Genomic DNA, 19,961 nt, shown 5'->3' on the forward strand with positions numbered 1-19,961 from the left:
TGAGGGTGACGAGCAATCGCCGTCACCCGATCCTGTAAGCCTTGCAAACCCGGTCTTCCGTCGTTCGGTATGTCCTGAATCCAATCGCCTCGTAATAGGCCTGGCCCATCTCATTATCCGCCCCGATACTGGCATCGATATCTCTCAGCACGAAAGCTTCGGCGGCCTCGAGCGTAGCCTTGAACAATGCCTTCCCGACACCTCTTCGCCCAGCAGAAGGGCTGACATGCGTTCCAATGATGCCCCAACCTTCTGCCACGCCATAGGGATTACCGGCAGCCGTCGCGAGCTTCAGCGACTGGAAGCCAAGAATGCGCCCATCCTCATCGACAGCGACCGTGCAGGCGATCCGGTCGGGGTCCGAAATATAAGTCTTCGTGACGATCGCGACATCCGTCGGCGCCTTTCGAAGGCCCGCCGCAAAGATCTCGTTCTGCACCGCCGCCATTCCTGGCGCATCCTCTACCGTTGCAGGGCGCGTGAGCATGGAATCACCTCTTATCTACAAGCCTTGAAACTTGGCCTCGATCCGCCGTCCACGGCGATGCCAAACCAATATCTGTTTATCTTTTCCTTCGTAAGCCATGGAAGACACGTTTTGATAAGACGGACATCAGTCGGACCGCATTGCCCGTCGAAGCGGGCTAAAAAGCCGGTGGAAACGCCGTTGACGACCTCTTGTTCCACACGCCCATCGTTTCCTTTTTGTACTCGTTTTTTAGCCTTCACCCCTTCCTTTTGGACACGATCCTCTCCATATTCTGCCCATGGCCAGATCACCCAAAAAATCCTCCGAACACTCCAGCTCCAATGGTTTCGAAGAGATGCCCCAGGCATCCTTTGAAGGCGCTCCCCTCTCAGGCTCTGTTGCCGATTGGGTGAAGCAGCTGGAAGCGGAAGCCGAAGCGACCTCTGTGGAAACCCAGCGCGAAGTCGCTTCCAAGGCAGGCAAGCACCGCAAGAAGATCGAAATCGAAGCGCGCAAGGAAGCGGAAAAGGCTGCCGCCAAGGCAAGCAAGACGCCGACGGCGTCCAAGACGGCGCGCGGCGTGTCCATCGGTGGCTCGTCCGATCCGAAGACCCGTGCCGCCGCCGGTCTCAACCCGGTGGCCGGCATGGATGTCTCGCTGGAAGACGCCAAGTCGCTGGCGCCCGGCGCCGTGACGGCCACGGTGGATGCGCTCTCCAAGCTGATTGAAAGTGGCAACCCGCTGTTCAAGGACGGCAAGCTGTGGACGCCGCACCGACCTGTTCGCCCGCCGAAATCCGAAGGCGGCATCGCTATCGAAATGGTGACGGAGTACAAGCCCTCCGGTGACCAGCCGACGGCGATTGCCGATCTGGTGGAAGGCATCAATTCCGGCGACCGCTCCCAGGTGCTGCTGGGTGTCACCGGCTCGGGCAAGACCTTCACCATGGCCAAGGTCATCGAGGCGACGCAGCGCCCAGCCGTGATCCTGGCGCCGAACAAGACGCTGGCGGCCCAGCTCTATTCCGAATTCAAGAACTTCTTCCCAAACAACGCGGTCGAGTACTTCGTCTCCTATTACGACTACTACCAGCCGGAAGCCTATGTGCCGCGCTCGGACACCTATATCGAGAAGGAATCCTCGATCAACGAACAGATCGACCGGATGCGCCACGCCGCAACCCGCGCCATTCTGGAGCGAGACGACTGTATCATCGTCGCCTCCGTCTCCTGCATTTACGGTATCGGCTCGGTGGAAACCTACACCGCCATGACCTTCCAGATGCAGGTAGGCGACAAGCTGGACCAGCGCCAACTCCTGGCCGATTTGGTGGCACAGCAATACAAGCGCCGCGACATGGATTTCCAGCGCGGCTCCTTCCGCGTGCGCGGCGATACGATCGAACTATTCCCCGCCCACTTGGAAGACGCCGCCTGGCGCATTTCCATGTGGGGAGACGAGATCGAAAGCATCACCGAATTCGATCCGCTGACCGGCCAGAAGACCGGCGATCTGCAATCGGTGAAGATCTACGCCAACTCGCACTATGTGACCCCGCGCCCGACGCTGAACGGCGCAATCAAGTCCATCAAGGAAGAGTTGAAGCATCGCCTGGCCGAGCTGGAAAAGGCGGGCCGTCTGCTGGAAGCGCAGCGCCTGGAACAACGCACCCGCTACGATATCGAAATGCTGGAAGCCACCGGCTCCTGCAACGGCATCGAAAACTATTCGCGCTACCTCACCGGCCGCAGCCCCGGCGAGCCGCCACCGACCCTGTTTGAATATATCCCGGACAATGCCCTGATCTTCATCGACGAATCCCACGTCACCATTCCGCAGATCGGCGGCATGTATCGCGGCGACTTCCGCCGCAAGGCGACGCTGGCCGAATACGGTTTCCGCCTGCCCTCCTGCATGGACAATCGCCCGCTGCGCTTCGAGGAATGGGACGCCATGCGTCCGCAGACGGTCTCCGTCTCCGCCACGCCCGGCGGCTGGGAGCTGGAACAATCCGGCGGCGTCTTTGCCGAGCAGGTCATCCGCCCGACCGGTCTTATCGATCCGCCGGTGGAAGTGCGCTCCGCCCGCACCCAGGTGGACGACGTTCTCGGCGAAATCCGCGAGACTGCCGCAAAGGGCTACCGCACGCTCTGCACCGTGCTGACCAAGCGCATGGCCGAAGACCTGACCGAATATCTGCACGAGCAAGGCGTTCGCGTCCGCTACATGCACTCGGATATCGACACGCTGGAACGTATTGAAATCATCCGCGACCTGCGCCTTGGCGCCTTCGACGTGCTGGTAGGCATCAACCTGCTGCGCGAAGGTCTCGACATTCCTGAATGCGCCTTCGTCGCCATTCTGGATGCGGACAAGGAAGGCTTCCTGCGTTCCGAAACCTCGCTCGTTCAGACAATTGGCCGTGCCGCGCGTAACGTCGATGGCAAGGTCATCCTCTATGCGGACAACATCACCGGTTCGATGAAGCGGGCGATGGAAGAAACCAGCCGTCGCCGCGAAAAGCAGATGGCCTATAATGAAGCAAACGGCATCACGCCGGAATCCGTCAAGGCGAAGATCTCCGATATTCTTGATTCAGTTTATGAACGAGATCACGTAAGGGCCGATATTTCCGGCGTTTCCGGCAAGGGCTTTGCCGATGGCGGCCACCTCGTCGGCAACAATCTGCAGGCCCATCTCAACGCGCTGGAAAAACAGATGCGCGATGCAGCAGCCGATCTCGACTTCGAAAAGGCCGCACGCCTGCGCGACGAAATCAAGCGCCTCAAAGCCGCCGAACTCGCCGCCATGGACGATCCCATCGCGAAAGACGAAGCACGATCACAAGAGAGCGGAAGCAGGTCCAGAAAAACTGGATCGAGCGCCAACCGCGAGTCGATCTCCCCCCTTGAGGGGGAGATGTCCGGCAGGACAGAGGGGGGCACCCCATCCGCCGACACCAACGGCAAATCCCTCTTCGCTAAACCCTCACTGGACGACATGGGCCCCGGCACCGACATGGTGAAACCGCTGTTCCGCAAGAACACGCTGGACGAAATGACCGTCGGCCGCACGGAAAAACCCGTTCGCGGTGCGGTGCCCGAAAAGCCGACAACCGAATCCGGCAAGCGCTTCTCGCCACTTCTGGAAGGCCAACCGGAACGCGCCACCGGCGACAAGGACGATCCACGCCCGTTGAAACGCGGCAAGGTCGGCGTCGGCTCCTATGAAGATCAAGGCGAACAGAAGCGCAAGAGCCGAACCAAAGGCAAGACGGGCAGACCCGGGCAATAGTCGCACTGATGAAATGCGGGAACTTTCAAGCGCGCGACGGCATTCCCGTTGCGCGCAATGAAACGGAAGGAGAAGCGCCATGCGGCTGCACCACCTTGCTCTTTCGGCCCTGGCTCTCGCCTGCCTCAGCTCACCCGCCCTTGCCGGCACCCTCACCGACGCCACCTTCCACAGCAATGCGCTGAATGCCGATCTTCCGGTGAACATCTATCGCCCGGATGGCGAACCGCCGGAAAATGGCTGGCCGGTTCTCTATCTGCTGCACGGCCATGATGGCGACCAGAACAGCTGGCGCGATCTCGGCAATATCGAAAAGACGCTGGACGATATGATCGCCGCAGGCTCGATCCGCGCGCTGGTCGTGGTCATGCCGGGCGTGAAGAACAGTTGGTATGTGAATTCCGCTGCCTTTGACGGCCCCGGCGATTACGAGACCGCCATCACCGGCGATCTTCGCCTGCATGTGGAAAAGACGCTGCCTGTGCGCAAGGACAGGCAAGGCCGCGCCATTGCAGGCCTCTCCATGGGCGGCTTCGGCGCGCTGCATCTGGCCTATGCGCATGAAGATCTTTACGCCGCCGTCGCCAGCCTGTCGGGCGCCATCTGGCAGAACGTCCCCGCCTCCGATCTAGACAAGACACCCGCCGAGTTGAAACTCATCCAGGACAGCGCTTTCTTCCACCGTGTCGATCGCGCCACCATCACCAGCGGCATCGTCCTGCCCTCCACCGGCGACCACTTCTCCGGCGCCTTCGGCACGCCCTTCGATGCAAGGCTCTTCAACGAGAAAAACGTCTTCACCCTCGTCGCCCAACACATCGCCGAATCCCAGGACCTCCCCGCCACCTACCTGACCGTCGGAGACGACGACGGCTTCTACCTCTGGCGCGGCGCAGTCGCCCTGCACGAAACGCTACAGGCCGATAATCGCACATCGGAATTGCGGATTACCGATGGGGATCATGTTTGGTCGCTGTGGAAGGTGTCGATTATCGATGCGTTGAAGTTTGTGGATGGGGAGTGGTGAGATTGAGAGCAAAGCTCATGATTTTAACGATCTCAAATCCCTGGATTTTGAGCAAGTGTCACGCAAGGCTAACGCGCAATATTGAACACAACTGCAAAAAATACAGACTTGAGTTTTGAACTCCAAACGGTAAACACCGCCAAACGACCCCAGCAGAGGACGAACCTATGAAGCGTTTCCGTGAGAGATTAACGAATCAACAGATAGACGCCATAGTAAAGCATCAGAAAAATATTCCTGTAAAACTAGGAGAGCTTGCGCGGGACTTAGGAATAGAGGTGAAAGTCGCTACACTTAACCCTGGAATATCAGGAGAAATACGTAAGGATTCTGAGAATAACATTTCTAAATACAAGATAAGAATCAATCGGCATGAAAAGAAGGAACGACAGCGCTTTACTCTTGCTCACGAAATCGCGCATTTCCTCCTCCACAAAGACAAAATTGGGGATGGCTTAACCGAGGACATTCTCTATCGCTCCACATTATCTAACGCTCTAGAGTACGAAGCGAATAGATTCGCAGCTGAGCTGATTATGCCCGATGCCGTCCTAGAAGAGATGCAAATCGATTTTGAAAGCGTTGATGAAGATGCTATAGTTGATTTAGCTGAACGATTCGGCGTGTCCAAAGATGCAATGCGGATCAAACTAGGTATCGCTTAATGCTAGTAGACATATTTGGCTATCAATATTCGCCAAACATATGTGCCCGCAGAGCAGAAATCAAAGCCCTCAAACAACTTCCAGAAGTAGATAAAGATAACATAATTCCACTGTTGTTGCTTGCACCGTGGCCAAACGCCAAGGAGCTAGACGCGGCGATGGAGAAAATCGTCGACGCTTTTGGGAATCGACCATTCTTTCTGGGTTTGGATCGCTACTTCAGGCCGACCGATCCCACAAAGCCCGCAGCTAAACATTTTTTAGATTTGTTTGAACCATCAGGCGGATATCAAAAATATTTTGATTACATAGCTAGATTTCCACAATGTATGCCGGTGATAGACACTGGAGTTTTCCAAGATTTGCTTTTTGAACAACAGATAAAAAATGCGGAGACATTAGGGAGAGGGTTTTTATTCCATATCCACGAGATGAACTCTCCAATCTCGCCATCACGGTTTCATCGCATCGCGGAAATTGAACATACAGATTTCGCTTTTTATTTAGATCGAGGTTGGTCTCAGTCGCCGCTCGCTGAGGAACATTGGTATCAAAATACGTGTGCTGACATTTTTGCGATAAAGGACCGAGCGGCAGTGGTGGTTTGCTCCGCCTGTTTTCCCAAAGACTTCACGCGATTTGAGGGGGTAGAGCCTGTAACAATCGAAACTCGTCGTCTCTCCGCCGGGATTGCTAGGCGATTTAATAACTCGAAAGTCCTGCATGGAGACTGGGCTAGCACGCGTCCAAGAAGCTACGATAGAGCGTCAACACCAAGACCTCGGATTGACTATCCCTTGCGAAATCAATGGATCATAGCAAGAAACAAATCGGATGAATGGGATTTTCAAAAAGCTGCTGAAGAGCTTTTAAAGACTGACTTTTGGGACGATCAGATCAACGTATGGGGCACCTATGCTTTGAAGCAGACGGCCATGGGCACGCCTTACGCAATTACGTCGAACGAGATGGCCCGCGCTGCGCGGGTAAACATGCACCTACATATGCAAGCAAATTACCTTGCACCGGATATCATCGTAGATACAGATGATCCGTGGACTGACATATAGTCATTTTTTACCATCCAGGAACCAAATCCACCCCCACCCGTTCTTCCCCCGAACAAAACGTTCAGCATACAAAAGGGAAGAAACATTCATGAAAAACAAGGTTTTCGCACTCGCTGCCGTTGCAGCACTGACCTCCTCCGTCGCTTTCGCACAGACGGCTGCACCTGCCGCTCCGGCCGCACCTGCGCCTGCCGCTGCTGGCTCTGACGCGATGCTCTCCGGTCCAGGCTTCACCATGGGCACCAAGCCAGCTGGCCCGCTGAAGTTCGTCAACGTGCAGAAGACCGACCTTACCGCTGATCAGCTCGAAGGCATGAACATCTACAATGCCCAGAACGAAGAAATCGGCGAAATCGAAGACGTCGTGATCGGCGATGGCAAGGCTGTCATCGGTATCGTTGCCAGCGTCGGCGGCTTCCTCGGCATCAACGAGAGCTACGTCGTCCTCGACCCGACCTCCGTTGCCATCAACAATGACAATGGCACGTGGAAGGCCCACGTCGACACCACCAAGGAAGCGCTGCAGAACGCGCCGAAGCTGGACTACGACAAGCTCGACGATTGATTGATCGCACGCGCCCTCGGGCGATCGATCAGCGGCCCCTGCGCTCTGAGCGCCGGGGCCTTTTCCATGCGTGGTTGAGGCTTGCAGTATTGAGCCGCTATAGCGCCCCATGCATCGCCGCATGCCGATTGTCCCGGCATTCGGTGGAGGGAGATCATCCCGTGAAGAACATGCCGTTTGCGCAGGTAAAGCAGATGAGTATCAAGCACATTCGCAAGCCGCTTGCCCGCTCACCATCACTTCGCTTATCGTCCCGTCCATTATCAACAGGACTTTCCGCTTGCCCCATTCGCGCCCCCTCGCCGCCCTTGCGGGCTTTCTCGTGGCATCTCTCATACCCATGGCCGCAGCGGCGCAAACCGGCAATTGGCAACCCTCCGAGCAGATCAAGACCTACGCCATATCCGGCAGTTCCGGCATCGAGCTCTACCGATCCATCGGCGAGCGTGGGCCACAGGCCGGTGTCCAGGCGGTTGCCCACACCACCTTCAAGCTGACGTGGCGGCGCGATTACCGCCCGCAACCTGATGGCTCGTGCGTACTGGCGACCGCGCGTCCCAACCTGACGATCATCTACACATGGCCGAAGGCGCCGGCGAAACTGCCAGCGGATGTCTCTGCCAGCTGGCAGCGCTTCATTGCCGGCGTGGAGAAGCACGAACGGGTGCATGGCGAACATATTCTCGACATGGTGAAGAAGATCGAAGCCTATAGCGTCGGTCTGCGCGCAGAAGACGATCCGAAGTGCCAGAAGGTGCGCGCCGTCTTACAGCAGCGGCTGAAGGAGCTTTCCGACGAGCAGCGCCAGCGCGGGCGGGATTTCGACAAGGTCGAACTCACCAATGGCGGCGCGGTGCATCAGCTTATTCTCGCCCTGGTCAACGGTCCCTGAGAAACGTCCGGTGTAGGCCGATCATGTTTCGGGACGTGAACGTCAAGCGGAGCGACCGGAGTCATCCAAGCGAAGAGGCATTGCACCGCTGCGCTGAGGCAGACGGATTTACTCCGCCGCCTCCCCCTTCAGCACCGGTTCGGCCATGATCGCCCGTTCCAGCTCATAGGAATAGCCCTCCAGCATCGTATAGGCCTGCTCGATGACCTCGATCTGATGCTCGGCATTGCGGATCGCTTCGGCAAGCGACTGGCTGCGCGCGCGCAGCATGGAGCCCAGCACATCCGTTTCCGGCTTCATGCCAAGACGGTCCATGTGCTTGCGCACACGGGTGCGATGGCGCTCCAGCTCGAGAATATGGAAGCGGCTTTTGAGAATATCGTCGGTCAGCTTGCGCCGCATGGCCGCAACGGGATCGAAACTGCCCGGCTCACGCTCATCGAGAATAAACTCGTTCACCAGCGTTTCCAGCATCAACAGACCCTTGAGATCCTTTGGATCGGCCAGTTGCGGATCATAGCCGGTATCGTCGAACACCTTGCGACGCACCGGGTCCTTCAACAGATCATAGGCCAGTTGCAGCTTGGCGAACTGGTCGGCATCCCCGCCGCTGTCCGGATGGGCATTCTTCGCCGCCTTGCGATAGGCAGCCTTGATCGCAGCCTCATCAGCCTCACGCTCAACACCCAGCAAAACATAAGGATCGATCACCGAAACACCTGTACTCGCATTACCGAAATCCGCCTTTGCAGGTGATACCACGCACAAAGGCTAACGGGATCATACGCAATTTTCACCCGCCACGGCACCCCTCGCCTGCGGTTTTGAACGTAAAACGCCGAACCACCGAAGAGGCACAGGAACTGAAACGCCGCGCCGAAGCCCATCACCCGCAAATTTGTCCGGCGCGTGACCATGATAGGCGAAGGAGAGACAAAATTGTGGAAAGCGGCATCGAAAAAAGATTGCCCATCATTCCAGGCGCCAACATGCGCTCCTCGCTTTCCACATCGATCGGTCAGTAAAGGCCGTTCGCTCAGACGAATCCCAGGCCAGCGTTTCGCCTTTTGACGCCACAGATAAGTTTTCCCTTTACATGAAAGGAGAATCTGCTAATTCGGCGGCACTGGCTTGCCCTTGTAGCTCAGTTGGTAGAGCACCTGATTTGTAATCAGGGGGTCGCGGGTTCGAACCCTGCCGGGGGCACCAGTCACGTTTCCTTTTTAGGAAGCTTTCTCCTCAAAATCCTTCAAGATGTCATCGTAACTATCGGAATTGGCTATTCTGTGCGTTCACGGCATTCGCTCGACGCGCTGGCAAAAAGCTTGCGCTGCTGGAAAAAGTATGGCTCTGACAACCCTATTTGGGTTGAGCATCAGCCGGAACCAACAGGAGCATGACGATGAGCGAGTTGACGGTAGCGGACGCCACGGATCGCATTTACGAATCGCTGCGCGCGGACAATGCCGATATCGATCTGCACATCGCCAATCTGAAGGCCGCGCTGAAGCGCGAGGGCTTGAAGGACGCGACCTTCGACGCGTCGAAGCTTTCGCACAACAACCGCTCCGGGCGGAAGTTGATGCAGGCCTATTTCCGCCAGCGCGGCGTGACGGTGAAGTTCGAAGGCGTGTAAAGCGCCTTCAATTTGGTGCCTCTCGCTGAAAACTTGGCCGTGGCAATGGCCGATCAAAGCCAGAACATCAGACGCTTTTACGGCTTTCTGCTAGGATGACGCAGATCACGCGACCTCATTTCGAAATCGCCGTCCAGCAACTTGGCGTTCTGAAAGCCTTGAGAGCCTATGACCCCAGGGTCGCCGGGACCCCGCCTCTTGGCGTTGAGACAGAGGAGAGCGATATCGACATTCTCTGCCATGCGCCGGACGCCAACGCGTTTTTGACGGATGTTCAGAACGCTTACGGCACGATCAGCGACTTGCGCATATGGCAATGGATATCCAAAGACCGGCCAATCATCGTGACGTTTCATACGCATGGCTGGGATTTCGAGATCTTCGCAAGCCCTCAGCCGGTTGCCCTTCAAAATGGCTGGCGTCACTTCGAGATCGAAAGGCGGCTTCTTGCTCTCGGCGGTGAGAATTTCAAAAACGCGATCAAGCTATTACGGCAACAAGGGTTGAAGACCGAGCCCGCCTTTTGGTCGGCGCTCGGGGAAACAGGCGATTCCTATCGAGGCCTGTTATCCCTGGAGGTAGCGACGGACGATGCGCTGCAAGAGAAGTTGGCTCGCTTGGGCTTCGGTCGAGACAATTCTATTTCCGGCCTTTAGAGCCTCTGCCCCGCAGATTACCCCTACGTCGACGCCCGGCGAATGGCCTCACCCCAGATCCAGCGTCATCACCACCGGGCAGTGGTCCGATGCTTTCGGCCGATCCCAGCCGGTGCGGGGATAGCGCTCCACCTCCTGCCCCGGCGGGAAGACGGTGCGGTAAGGTTGACCGCCGCGAATGATTTCCGGCACGCGTGACGCATTCCGCTCGGCGAGGCTTTGCGAAAGCAGGATGTAATCGAGCTGGCAAAGATGCTGCTCCTGCGGGCCTCTGGAGTGATACAGCGTCCAGCGGTCCATCACGTCCCGGCGCTGCATGGGGTTGATGGCAAAGCCATCCTTGGTCAGAAGGTCGAGCGCGCTGCGCGCTTCCGCTACCGGCGTGAAGCTGTAGCCGGTCCGGCGATTGCCATTGATAACCACCCGCTCCTGATAATCGTTCATGTCGCCGCAGATGGCGAAATTGCTGTGGCGCGCCTGATCTACGCCGAAACGCTCCTCGATGATACGGCGGATGGCGCGCACTTCCGCTTCGCGCACCGGCATGGTGCCGAGCCGCGCGTCGGTGGATTCGCGGGCATTGCTCATGGATTTCAGGTGTGTGACGAAGAGAGAGAATGGCTTGCCGCCAATCTTGAGTTCAAGCTCCAGGCAGTCGCGCTTGAAGATCTTGTCATCGATGGCGTTCGTCAGTGACAGCTCGTCATTGAACAGGTCGAGATTGCGATAGGTGAGCGCCGCATGGCTGCGAATATCGACAAGCTCGATCTTCTCGCCATCCAAGGTCTCGTCACGCATGACCACCGCCACATCGATGCCGCGGCTGTCATTGCCTTCCACGAGATATTTGTGGCGGTAGCCATTGCCAACCATGCGGTAGAGATAGCCATATTCGAAGGCCTGCAAGGCAGCCATGTTATCGACTTCCTGCAGGCAGAGAATGTCGGCATCCGCATCGGCTATGGCGAGCGCCGAAAGCTGGCGCGTGTCATCGGTGGAGGCCAACATGCGCGCGCTTTCCAGCGCATTATAGGTCGCCTCGTCGCGCACGTCGAAAAGCTGCATGGCACGATCGCGACGGGTCTGGTTGCGAAACCCGGTGAAATCAAACCGGGTCATCAGATTTTCGATATTGAAGGTGGCAAGCCGCAGCGACATGAATCATTCCCAATGAATGCCCAACTTAGTCGCTTCTCGATGGAAGCCAAGTGACCCGTGCTATAATCGCCAAGCCGAGCGGATGGCGATGGGATAGATCGCCCCGAGTGCCGCAGGCTCCCGGGAATAGGCCCGCAACACCTGCCCATCGGGCAAGGTGAGGCGCAGCGCATAACGCTCGCCCTCATACAGAATGTTGCTCACCCGGCAGGCGACACCCTCAGCGTCGTGAAGCACATCCTGGGGGCGGATGAGAATATCACTTGCTGGAGACATAGGCGCATCAGCCTGTATGGCCGCCTCTAGTACATTCCAATTCAAAGCCCGTGGCGCGTCATCGGGCAGGCCGAGCGAGATGATCGCGCCCTGCCCGACCAGCGAGCCGACGAGCCTTCCCTCAGGCCTTGCATATAGCTCCGCCGGTGGCGCCATCTGCAACAGCCTGCCTTCCGACATCACTGCAACATCTGTCGCAAGCGCCATGGCTTCGGCCTGATCATGCGTGACATAGACCATCGTCGCGCCGGATGTGGCGTGGAACTCGCGAAAGGTCTCTTCCATCTCCTGGCGCAGATGCCGATCGAGATTGGCAAGCGGCTCGTCGAGAAGCACGACGTCGGGCTCCGTGACGAGGCAGCGCGCAAGCGCGACGCGCTGACGCTGTCCGCCCGAAAGCTCCGATGGGCGACGCTCGGCGTAAGCGTCGAGCCGCACGGTTGCCAGCGCATCCATCACCTTGCGGCGGTAACGCTCGCCGGTAATGCCGCGCACCTTTAGCGGATAGCCGGTATTTTCCGCCACCGTCATATGCGGCCACAGCGCATAGGATTGGAAGACCATCGCCATATTGCGCCGCTCCGGCGGCACCATGCTACCGGCATCCGCCAGCACCCGCTCACCCAGAAGGATCGCGCCGTCGCTCGGCTGCTCGAAACCTGCAATCATCCGCAGCACTGTCGTCTTGCCGCAGCCGGAGGGACCAAGCAGCGCCAGAAAACCGCCTTCGCGGATCGTCATCGACACGTCATTGACCGCAGGCTTGCCGCCACCAAAGCTTTTCGACAGGCGGTTGAGGATCAGTTTCGCCAAGGCACAACTCCCTTCGGCAGCTTGCGGCCGAGCAGTTCGAGCAGCAGCATCAGCACGATCACCATCGCCACCACCAGCACGGAGAGTGCGGAGGCGAGATCGAAACTGCCGCTATCATCGAGATTATAGATCACCACGCCGAGCGTCTGCGTGCCCGCCGACCAGAGCAGCGCGGAGACGGTCAATTCGTTGCAGGCAATCAGAAAGACCAGAATGACGGAGGCACCTGCTGCAGGCCCGACCAGCGGCAGAATGATATCCTTCATCCGCCTCCAGAAGCCCGCACCGGATAGCCTCGCCGCCTCCTCCAACACCGGGTCGAACTGGGTGAAAGCGCTCACCATCGGTTTGAGGCTCACGGCGAAGAAGGAGGAGAAGTAGGCCAGCAGAATGATCCACAGGGTGCCGTAAAGCGTGATGCCGACGAGCGGGATCGGAGCCGCAAACAGCAGCACATAGGATACGGAAATCACCACGCCTGGCAGCGCATAGGGAATATCCACCAGCGCCGACAAGAGGAACATGAACCGGCTTTTGCCGCGCACGAGGAAGTAGGCCGTCAGCACAGTCACCAGAAGGAGACATAAGGATGTGGCAGTGGCGAGGAACAGCGAATTGGCAAAAGCCGTGCGCGTCACCGCCTGCCGCAAGAGGATTTCCTCATAGGCATGGATCGTCGCCGTCTTCAACGTCAGCGGCACACCATAGGCCGGAGCAAGCGAGCTTGCCACGAGCGCCGTCAGAGGCGCGACGAGGATGATGAGGATAGAGAGCCAAAGAAGTGCTTCAACAATCCAGCGCCAGCCGCCAAGTTGAAACGTGGCGGCCTTACCCGACAGACCGATGATGCGGTAGTCCCGTCCCTTCATCGCCCGTTCCTGAATGGCAAGACCGAGGACGGAGATGATCGCGATCATGCCGGACAGCATGGCGATGTCGCCAAAGGTGCTGCTGCCGAAACTGGAGAAGCGGCTATAGATCAACGTCGGCAGGGTGAAGATCGAAGCCGGTATGCCGAGAATAGCGGGAATGCCGAAATTGCCGACACCGGAGACGAAGGCGATCGCGGCACCCGCAATCAGCCCGGGCATGGACAGCGGCAGGATGATATCTTTCAGCACCTGCCATGAGGATGCACCGGATAGCTTCGCGGCCTCGATCCCATCCTGCGGCAGCGCCAGCAGCCCGGCGCGCAAGGAGAGATAGACGAGCGGCGCATGCTGAACGCCGAGCAGAAGCGCAATGCCGAAGATTGAGTAGAGCGGCTGCGCGGAGCCGATGGGCGGGGCAAGACCGATTGCCTTCGACAATGTGCTGGAAGGCCCGGTCATGCCGATCCAGGAGAGCGCCGTCACCTGTGGCGGGATCATCATCGGCAGCATGAAGAGGAAGCTCAGCAGAGACTTCCCGCGAATATTGCAGAGCGTCAGCGCCAGTGCAAAACCGCCGCCAATCGCAAGCGAGATCAGCATGCCGAAGAAAGAGGTGGAGAGCGTGTTGAGCACGGCCTGCCACAGTGCCGGATCGCTCAGCAACGGCCACATGTCACCTTTGAGTGACGAAATAATGCCGGTATAGGCCAATCGCCCCAGCGGGAGCGCGCTGAGCATGAAAACGACCGTGACGACAAAAGGAAACAGCCAGCGCGGCTGGCTGTTTCCATGCGATGAAGAGGCTGGCATAGAGAAGGTTCAGCCCTTGGAGCCGCCGAAGATATCGGAGAAGGTCTTGAGGTCCTTTTCGGAATTCTTCAGCGCTTCTGCCGGGTTCAGCGGCAGAACCTTGATCTTGTCGCGGGCGGGGAAGCCGGCTGGCAGGGCGACATCGTTGCGCGCAGGAATATAGCCGAGCTTGACGAAGCCTTCCTGTCCCTTGGTGGAGAGCACGTAATCCACGAACTTCTTGGCCGCGTCCGCATGCTTGGTGTGGGCAAGAATGCCGACCGGCTCGGTCACGGCGGAAACGCCTTCGCTCGGGAAGACGAACTCGATCGGCGCGCCCTTCGCCTTCTCGCGGATCGGCATGTAATCGACGACGACGCCGTAAGCCTTCTCGCCGGATGCGACGGATTTCAGAACGGCGCCGTTACCACCAGCGGCGATCGCGCCATTGTCTTTCAGCGCCTTATAGTAATCCCAGCCGAGGCCGGGTACGGCCGCCAGCGTCTGTGCATGGATCAAAGCCGCACCCGAGGTCAGCGGGCTTGGCATGGTCACGAGCCCCTTGGCTTCTGGCTTTTCCAGATCCTTCCAGCTCGTCGGCTTCATCGCAGCCTGCGTGTTGTACATAATGCCGGTGGTGATGAGCTTGGTGGAATAGTAATAGCCATCCGCATCATAGAGCGAGACATCGTAATGGGCCGCTTCCGGCGATTTATAGGCCATCAACTGGCCCGCCTGCTTCATGCGCTCCAGCGTCACGGTGTCGGCGATCAGCAGAACGTCGGCGACTGGATTACCCGCCTCAATCTCCGCCATCAGCTTGGCCATGATCTTCGGGGTTCCGTCGCGGACCCACTCGACATCGATGCCGGGATTGGCGGCCTTGAAGCCATCGACGGTCGCCTGGGCATCTTCATTCGGCTGGCTGGTGTAAAGCACCAGATCGGCAGCATTGGCACTGCCCAGCAAAAGACCGAGCGACACGATGGCGGTGAAGGCGGAAAGAAGGGTTTTCATAAGTCCAGTCCCCGTTTGAAGCTGGGACCGCTAAAACATACCTGCATAACATGTATGTGACAGACAGGATTTGACCGTCACATTCGCTGTCAAAGGGTAATCTTTCCCTCGATCAATGTCGTCACCTGCCCGCCGATCCAGATATCCTCGCCGATCTTGTCAACGCTGACACGCCCTGCCCGACCGAGAGCCGTTCCCTGGCTCGCCACATAGGTCTCAGGCGCCAAGCCAGCACCAATCAGCCACTGCGCAAGACCTGCATTGAGGCTGCCGGTCACCGGATCCTCCACCCGGTCCGAAAACGCCCGCACTTCGAAATCCGCATCGATCCCATCCTCAGCGCGGCACTGCGCCACAACACCCACCTTGAAGCCGCCGAGCGCGACGAAGTCCGGCTCGATGGTAAGAACATCGGCGCGGCTCCTAAGAAGCAACGAGAGCCAGCCCGGCCCATTGTCCGTCCAGCTCGTATCAAGGATTAGCTCGGGCGCGAGCCCCAGTGCTGCTGCGACCTGCGAAATCGAAGTCGGGTCGACCGGCCCGAACTTCCGCAATGGCGGAGCGGCAAAAGCAAGCTTTTCGCCGGTGACCTTGATCTTGATCAGACCCGCCTCACATTGCTGGACGATCTCGCTTTTGTGGGTGTTTCCCGAATGCGAGCGATAAACATGGCAGGTCCCGAGTGTAGGATGACCGGCAAAAGGAAGCTCTCCCGTCGGGGTGAAGATCCGCACCCGATAATCCGCATCACCCACCGTCGGCTTCATCAGGAATGTCGTCTCGCTGAGATTCGTCCAGTTGGCGAAAGCCGCCATCTCCTCATCCGACCAGTCATCGGCATCACACACCACCGCAAGCGGATTGCCCTTCAAAGGCTTGGCGGAAAACACATCGATCTGATGGAAGGGGTAGGTTCTCGTCATAGCGCATATCCTTCGAATGGGAAGCGGACGTGTTGCGTGATGCGTGGCACCAGCGCAAAGACTTTAAAATGATGGAGCGAGGGCTCACTTAGAATGCTGGCCGCTTTCAAAGTCGGCCAGCACCATCTTGTCATTACGAGAAAGGAGAGTGCCTCCCTTCCCTCACACGATCGGCATCGTCGCTCTGGTCGTGGTTTCGGCATTGGCGATGAGGCGACCGAGACGCTTGATACCCTCGTCGATCATCTGCTCATTGGCGCAGGAGAAGCTGATACGCAGCGTATTGCTGCCCGAACCATCGGCAAAGAAGGCCTTGCCTGGAACGAACGCCACACGCTCGGTGGAGAGCGATTGCGCCAGAAGCTCCGCCCCATCGAGACCTTCCGGCAGCGTGACCCAGATGAACATGCCGCCTTCCGGCTTTGTCCAGCGCGCCGTCTTTGGCATGTACTTGTCGAGCGCGGTCAGCATGGCGTCACGGCGGGCGCTATAGGCAGCCTTGATCTTCGCGACCTGGCTGTCGAAACCGCGCGAGGCAACATGCTCGATCGCCATCTGGTTGATGGTCGAGGAATGCAGATCCGCCGCCTGCTTCATCAGCACCAGCTTGCGAATGACGGGCATCGCGGCGACCACGAAGCCGACGCGAAGACCCGGCGCCAAGGTCTTGGAGAAGCTGCCGGAATAGATCGTGCGTGTCTTTTCGATGCCACCGTTGCGTTCGATATCGAGCGCCAGGATCGGCGTAACCGGCTGACCGTCAAAACGAAGGTTCTGATAGGCGCCATCCTCGATAACGGCGATATCGAGTTCATCGGCGAGTTCCAGCAGCTTCTTGCGGCCTGCGAGATCGACCGTCTCACCCGTAGGGTTGGAGAAGTCGGCCGAGAGATAGGCGAATTTGACAGAGCCACCGGCCTTCGTCGCATTGTCGCGATAGGTCTCGGGCGTGCGATTGCCGCCTGGGTTCAGCTGATCGTAGGTGGGCTCATAGGCATTGAAGGCCGAAAGCGCACCGAGATAGGTCGGCCATGTCACCAAGGCGGTATCATTCGGTGACAGGAACAGCTTGCCGAGATAATCCAGCGCCTGCTGTGAACCGGACGTGATGAAGACGTTATCGACGGAACACTCGATGCCGATCTTCGCCATGTCCTTGACGATCCATTCGCGCAGCGGCTTGTAACCTTCGCTGACCGAATACTGCAGCGCTGAATTCACCTGGGAACCGGAGAATATATCCGAGTAGGCTTGCTTGAAGTCAGCATCGGGAAACAGCGCCGGATCGGGAATGCCACCCGCAAAGGAAATGATATCCGGCTGATCCAGAAGCTTCAGAAGCTCACGGATTTCAGACGCTTTCATCCGCGATGAACGCGTGGCGAAGATTTGTTCCCAATCAAGCATGGGTCTGTTTCCTCATATTTCGTTTTATGACGCAAATGAGTACAGAAACATCGATAGGTCAGCAATACTGACTTATCAGTTTCCGGTACGGTTTTTGAAGATTTTCTGCGTCCGCTCCCGATGTATCGACATCCAATACAATCTCTTCAAAGACTTCACAATCTGCTTGGCGATGGATTGACGAGGCGAGATTTTCCGGGTGGATTGCGGCCCAACTGATTTGCTGTCCGGAGGAGACAAAATGCTCAAGAATATCCACCCCGCGCTGAACGCCGACGTCCTGCACGCTTTGCGCGCCATGGGCCACGCCGACACGCTCGTCGTGACCGACACCAACTTCCCTTCGGACAGCATTGCCCAGCACACCGCGGTCGGGCAGGTGCTGCGCATGGAAAACCTCACCTCCGCCCAGGCGATCAAAGCGATCCTCTCGGTCTTCCCTCTCGACACGCCACTGCAGCCCTCCGTCGGCCGCATGGAAGTCATGGGCGCACCGGACCAGATCGAGCCGGTCCAACAGGAAGTCCAGGCCGAAATCGACGCTGCCGAGGGCAAGTCCGCGCCGATGTACGGCATCGAGCGCTTCGCCTTCTACGAGAAGGCTAAAGAAGCCTACTGCATCATCACCACCGGTGAGCTGCGTTTCTACGGCTGCTTCATTCTGACCAAGGGCGTAATTTATCCCGCAGCGTGATTTGTGCGTAGGTGGAGCTTGAACTGAAAATTGCGGCTCCAACCGCCTTTCAAGCCTGTGGTAATTCTCACTCAGTCACATCATCGTTCTCAAGCTGCGCGAAGGATTCGCGCAGTCTTTTCCTATTTGCGGCGCTGGACAAGAGGTGGGTTGTGTCATCCCGATTGACGCTAACGGGCGTCCCCTGATGAAAACGTAATGTCCAGCCATCACCGTGGCGGCTCCAGATGGAGGAGCGATTAGCCCGCTCCATCTTATCACCTCGAGACACCTCGCTCACATAGGTGACCTGCACGACGTCCGGCGAGAGATGGCGCGCATGAAAATTCAAAAGCGGGATAGTCGCATTTATATCCTGCCCAGGCTGAGCTTCGATCAGCATCTCCGCGCGATCATAAGTTCTTCCCGATCGGCCAAACTCGAAAAAATCCTGAGCAAAGAGATCGTCCATCAGCGCAACGTTGAAGCGCGTCTCAGCGACCCACAGGCTCTCTTCCAGTCGTCTGATGTCACTCAGATCAGGCGCCGATAGTGGCGTGTCGTGTTCATGCATAATGACGTCCTTCGCAATCCCAAGAACGAAACCAGCTTTCTCCTTTGGCTGCAAGAAAAAGGGCGCGGAAGTTTCCCTCCGCGCCCTCGCATGTTACCTGTTTTCGCCCTACAGCGCAGGGCAAAATTGGTGTTAGTTGACGGCCTTGTCGACCAGCTTGTTCTTGCCGATCCAAGGCATCATGCCGCGCAGCTTGGCGCCGACTTCTTCGATCTGGTGAACGTCGTTCATACGGCGGATACCCTTGAAGCGGGCTGCACCCGAACGGTATTCCTGCATCCAGTCGGAGGTGAACTTGCCGGTCTGGATGTCGTGCAGAACGCGCTTCATCTCAGCCTTGGTTTCTGCGGTAATGATGCGCGGGCCGGTAACGTATTCGCCCCACTCTGCCGTGTTGGAGATCGAATAGTTCATGTTGGCGATGCCGCCTTCATAGATCAGGTCGACGATCAGCTTCACTTCGTGCAGGCACTCAAAGTAAGCCATTTCGGGCGCGTAGCCGCCTTCGACCAGCGTTTCGAAACCAGCGCGGATCAGTTCGACGAGACCGCCGCACAGAACGACCTGTTCGCCGAAGAGGTCGGTTTCGCACTCTTCCTTGAAGTTCGTTTCGATGATGCCGGAGCGACCGCCGCCAACGCCACAGGCGTAGGAAAGCGCGAGTTCAAGAGCGTTACCGGAAGCGTTCTGGTGAACGGCAACGAGGCAAGGAACGCCGCCGCCCTTCTGGTATTCGCCGCGAACCGTGTGGCCTGGGCCCTTTGGTGCGATCATGACGACGTCGACCGAAGCCTTCGGCTCGATAAGGCCGAAGTGAACGTTGAGGCCGTGAGCAAACGCGATCGCAGCACCGTCACGGATGTTGCCGGCAATCTCGGCCTTGTAGATGTCGGCCTGAAGTTCGTCAGGCGTTGCCATCATCAACAGGTCGGCCCACTTGGCAGCTTCGGCAACGGTCATGACCTTGAAGCCGTCAGCTTCTGCCTTCTTGATGGTCGGCGAACCGGCCTTCAGAGCAATGACGACATTGTTGGAGCCGCTGTCCTTCAGGTTCAGCGCATGCGCGCGGCCCTGCGAACCGTAACCGACGATGGCGACATTCTTCGCCTTGATAAGATTGAGATCGGCATCACGATCGTAATAAACGCGCATTTCTAGGTCCTTCCCTATTCAAAACCAGATGA

Annotated in this window: 19 protein-coding genes and 1 tRNA gene; 10 read left to right on the forward strand and 10 right to left on the reverse strand. The window is 57.9% G+C overall.

From position 1 onward, the window contains the following. Positions 1 to 22 precede the first annotated feature (22 nt). Positions 23 to 487, reverse strand: a complete 465-nt coding sequence (locus QE408_RS17355; protein WP_306933301.1) for a GNAT family N-acetyltransferase — start codon at positions 485 to 487, stop codon at positions 23 to 25. A 280-nt stretch (positions 488 to 767) separates the two neighbouring features. Between QE408_RS17355 and uvrB the strand changes: the two genes are divergently transcribed. The 6 genes from uvrB to QE408_RS17385 all read left to right on the forward strand — a co-directional run bounded on the left by uvrB (position 768) and on the right by QE408_RS17385 (position 7,983). Beyond that, entirely contained in the window at positions 768 to 3,764 is a 2,997-nt protein-coding gene (gene uvrB / locus QE408_RS17360; protein WP_306933304.1) for an excinuclease ABC subunit UvrB, read from the forward strand. A gap of 79 nt (positions 3,765 to 3,843) precedes the next feature. Beyond that, positions 3,844 to 4,791, forward strand: a complete 948-nt coding sequence (locus QE408_RS17365) for an alpha/beta hydrolase (RefSeq protein ID WP_306933305.1) — start codon at positions 3,844 to 3,846, stop codon at positions 4,789 to 4,791. 167 nt (positions 4,792 to 4,958) lie between these two features. Continuing rightward, a complete protein-coding gene (locus tag QE408_RS17370; RefSeq protein WP_306933307.1) occupies positions 4,959 to 5,456 on the forward strand; it encodes an ImmA/IrrE family metallo-endopeptidase in 498 nt (165 codons plus the stop codon). Then, on the forward strand, positions 5,456 to 6,526 hold the full coding sequence (locus QE408_RS17375) for a beta family protein (RefSeq protein WP_306933309.1): 1,071 nt from the start codon (positions 5,456 to 5,458) through the stop codon (positions 6,524 to 6,526). Before QE408_RS17370 ends, QE408_RS17375 begins: the two co-directional genes overlap by 1 nt. 88 nt (positions 6,527 to 6,614) lie before the next feature. Beyond that, positions 6,615 to 7,091, forward strand: a complete 477-nt coding sequence (locus tag QE408_RS17380) for a PRC-barrel domain-containing protein (RefSeq protein WP_306933311.1) — start codon at positions 6,615 to 6,617, stop codon at positions 7,089 to 7,091. 280 nt (positions 7,092 to 7,371) lie between these two features. Next, positions 7,372 to 7,983, forward strand: a complete 612-nt coding sequence (locus QE408_RS17385; protein ID WP_373465564.1) for a DUF922 domain-containing Zn-dependent protease — start codon at positions 7,372 to 7,374, stop codon at positions 7,981 to 7,983. A 108-nt stretch (positions 7,984 to 8,091) separates the two neighbouring features. Here the strand turns inward: QE408_RS17385 and QE408_RS17390 are convergent, their stop codons facing one another. Further along, positions 8,092 to 8,694 (reverse strand): J domain-containing protein, encoded by a 603-nt coding sequence (locus tag QE408_RS17390; RefSeq protein ID WP_306933314.1) that lies wholly within the window; start codon positions 8,692 to 8,694, stop codon positions 8,092 to 8,094. Positions 8,695 to 9,116: 422 nt separating this feature from the next. On the opposite strand from QE408_RS17390, the gene QE408_RS17395 reads away from it, so the two are divergent. The 3 genes from QE408_RS17395 to QE408_RS17405 all read left to right on the forward strand — a co-directional run bounded on the left by QE408_RS17395 (position 9,117) and on the right by QE408_RS17405 (position 10,275). After that, positions 9,117 to 9,192, forward strand: a tRNA-Thr gene (locus QE408_RS17395). Between the two features lie 193 nt (positions 9,193 to 9,385). Further along, on the forward strand, positions 9,386 to 9,619 hold the full coding sequence (locus QE408_RS17400) for a hypothetical protein (protein WP_306933316.1): 234 nt from the start codon (positions 9,386 to 9,388) through the stop codon (positions 9,617 to 9,619). Between the two features lie 95 nt (positions 9,620 to 9,714). Further along, a complete protein-coding gene (locus tag QE408_RS17405; protein ID WP_306933318.1) occupies positions 9,715 to 10,275 on the forward strand; it encodes a DUF4269 domain-containing protein in 561 nt (186 codons plus the stop codon). Positions 10,276 to 10,323: 48 nt separating this feature from the next. Here QE408_RS17405 and QE408_RS17410 read toward each other — a convergent pair whose 3' ends face one another. The 6 genes from QE408_RS17410 to QE408_RS17435 form a co-directional block, all read right to left on the reverse strand. Next, entirely contained in the window at positions 10,324 to 11,433 is a 1,110-nt protein-coding gene (locus tag QE408_RS17410) for an endonuclease/exonuclease/phosphatase family protein (protein WP_306933320.1), read from the reverse strand. 60 nt (positions 11,434 to 11,493) lie between these two features. After that, positions 11,494 to 12,522 (reverse strand): ABC transporter ATP-binding protein, encoded by a 1,029-nt coding sequence (locus tag QE408_RS17415; protein ID WP_306933321.1) that lies wholly within the window; start codon positions 12,520 to 12,522, stop codon positions 11,494 to 11,496. Beyond that, a complete protein-coding gene (locus QE408_RS17420; protein WP_306933323.1) occupies positions 12,510 to 14,204 on the reverse strand; it encodes an ABC transporter permease in 1,695 nt (564 codons plus the stop codon). The genes QE408_RS17415 and QE408_RS17420 overlap by 13 nt, the downstream gene beginning before the upstream one ends. Positions 14,205 to 14,213: 9 nt before the next feature. Then, positions 14,214 to 15,200: an ABC transporter substrate-binding protein gene (locus QE408_RS17425; protein ID WP_306933325.1), complete on the reverse strand. Its 987-nt coding sequence runs from the start codon at positions 15,198 to 15,200 to the stop codon at positions 14,214 to 14,216. A gap of 89 nt (positions 15,201 to 15,289) precedes the next feature. Further along, positions 15,290 to 16,123 (reverse strand): PhzF family phenazine biosynthesis protein, encoded by an 834-nt coding sequence (locus tag QE408_RS17430; RefSeq protein WP_306933327.1) that lies wholly within the window; start codon positions 16,121 to 16,123, stop codon positions 15,290 to 15,292. Positions 16,124 to 16,285: 162 nt separating this feature from the next. Further along, positions 16,286 to 17,530 (reverse strand): aminotransferase-like domain-containing protein, encoded by a 1,245-nt coding sequence (locus QE408_RS17435; protein WP_306933329.1) that lies wholly within the window; start codon positions 17,528 to 17,530, stop codon positions 16,286 to 16,288. Between the two features lie 241 nt (positions 17,531 to 17,771). On the opposite strand from QE408_RS17435, the gene QE408_RS17440 reads away from it, so the two are divergent. Further along, positions 17,772 to 18,224, forward strand: a complete 453-nt coding sequence (locus QE408_RS17440) for an RbsD/FucU family protein (protein ID WP_306933330.1) — start codon at positions 17,772 to 17,774, stop codon at positions 18,222 to 18,224. A gap of 67 nt (positions 18,225 to 18,291) precedes the next feature. On the opposite strand, the gene QE408_RS17445 is transcribed toward QE408_RS17440, so the two are convergent. Then, positions 18,292 to 18,777: a nuclear transport factor 2 family protein gene (locus tag QE408_RS17445; protein ID WP_306933332.1), complete on the reverse strand. Its 486-nt coding sequence runs from the start codon at positions 18,775 to 18,777 to the stop codon at positions 18,292 to 18,294. A 132-nt stretch (positions 18,778 to 18,909) separates the two neighbouring features. Beyond that, positions 18,910 to 19,929 (reverse strand): ketol-acid reductoisomerase, encoded by a 1,020-nt coding sequence (gene ilvC, locus QE408_RS17450; protein ID WP_306933334.1) that lies wholly within the window; start codon positions 19,927 to 19,929, stop codon positions 18,910 to 18,912. Positions 19,930 to 19,961: the final 32 nt, after the last annotated feature.

Source organism: Agrobacterium larrymoorei, assembly GCF_030819275.1.
In the GTDB taxonomy this organism is placed as follows: Bacteria; Pseudomonadota; Alphaproteobacteria; order Rhizobiales; family Rhizobiaceae; genus Agrobacterium; species Agrobacterium larrymoorei_B.

Bases quoted from the DNA above. Each gene is read 5' to 3' on its own strand.
- QE408_RS17355 (WP_306933301.1), bottom strand. From the start codon at position 487: ATGCTCACGCGCCCTGCAACGGTAGAGGATGCGCCAGGAATGGCGGCG.
- uvrB (WP_306933304.1), top strand. From the start codon at position 768: ATGGCCAGATCACCCAAAAAATCCTCCGAACACTCCAGCTCCAATGGT.
- QE408_RS17365 (WP_306933305.1), top strand. From the start codon at position 3,844: ATGCGGCTGCACCACCTTGCTCTTTCGGCCCTGGCTCTCGCCTGCCTC.
- QE408_RS17370 (WP_306933307.1), top strand. From the start codon at position 4,959: ATGAAGCGTTTCCGTGAGAGATTAACGAATCAACAGATAGACGCCATA.
- QE408_RS17375 (WP_306933309.1), top strand. From the start codon at position 5,456: ATGCTAGTAGACATATTTGGCTATCAATATTCGCCAAACATATGTGCC.
- QE408_RS17380 (WP_306933311.1), top strand. From the start codon at position 6,615: ATGAAAAACAAGGTTTTCGCACTCGCTGCCGTTGCAGCACTGACCTCC.
- QE408_RS17400 (WP_306933316.1), top strand. From the start codon at position 9,386: ATGAGCGAGTTGACGGTAGCGGACGCCACGGATCGCATTTACGAATCG.
- QE408_RS17405 (WP_306933318.1), top strand. From the start codon at position 9,715: ATGACGCAGATCACGCGACCTCATTTCGAAATCGCCGTCCAGCAACTT.
- QE408_RS17410 (WP_306933320.1), bottom strand. From the start codon at position 11,433: ATGTCGCTGCGGCTTGCCACCTTCAATATCGAAAATCTGATGACCCGG.
- QE408_RS17420 (WP_306933323.1), bottom strand. From the start codon at position 14,204: ATGCCAGCCTCTTCATCGCATGGAAACAGCCAGCCGCGCTGGCTGTTT.
- QE408_RS17425 (WP_306933325.1), bottom strand. From the start codon at position 15,200: ATGAAAACCCTTCTTTCCGCCTTCACCGCCATCGTGTCGCTCGGTCTT.
- QE408_RS17430 (WP_306933327.1), bottom strand. From the start codon at position 16,123: ATGACGAGAACCTACCCCTTCCATCAGATCGATGTGTTTTCCGCCAAG.
- QE408_RS17435 (WP_306933329.1), bottom strand. From the start codon at position 17,530: ATGCTTGATTGGGAACAAATCTTCGCCACGCGTTCATCGCGGATGAAA.
- QE408_RS17440 (WP_306933330.1), top strand. From the start codon at position 17,772: ATGCTCAAGAATATCCACCCCGCGCTGAACGCCGACGTCCTGCACGCT.
- QE408_RS17445 (WP_306933332.1), bottom strand. From the start codon at position 18,777: ATGCATGAACACGACACGCCACTATCGGCGCCTGATCTGAGTGACATC.
- ilvC (WP_306933334.1), bottom strand. From the start codon at position 19,929: ATGCGCGTTTATTACGATCGTGATGCCGATCTCAATCTTATCAAGGCG.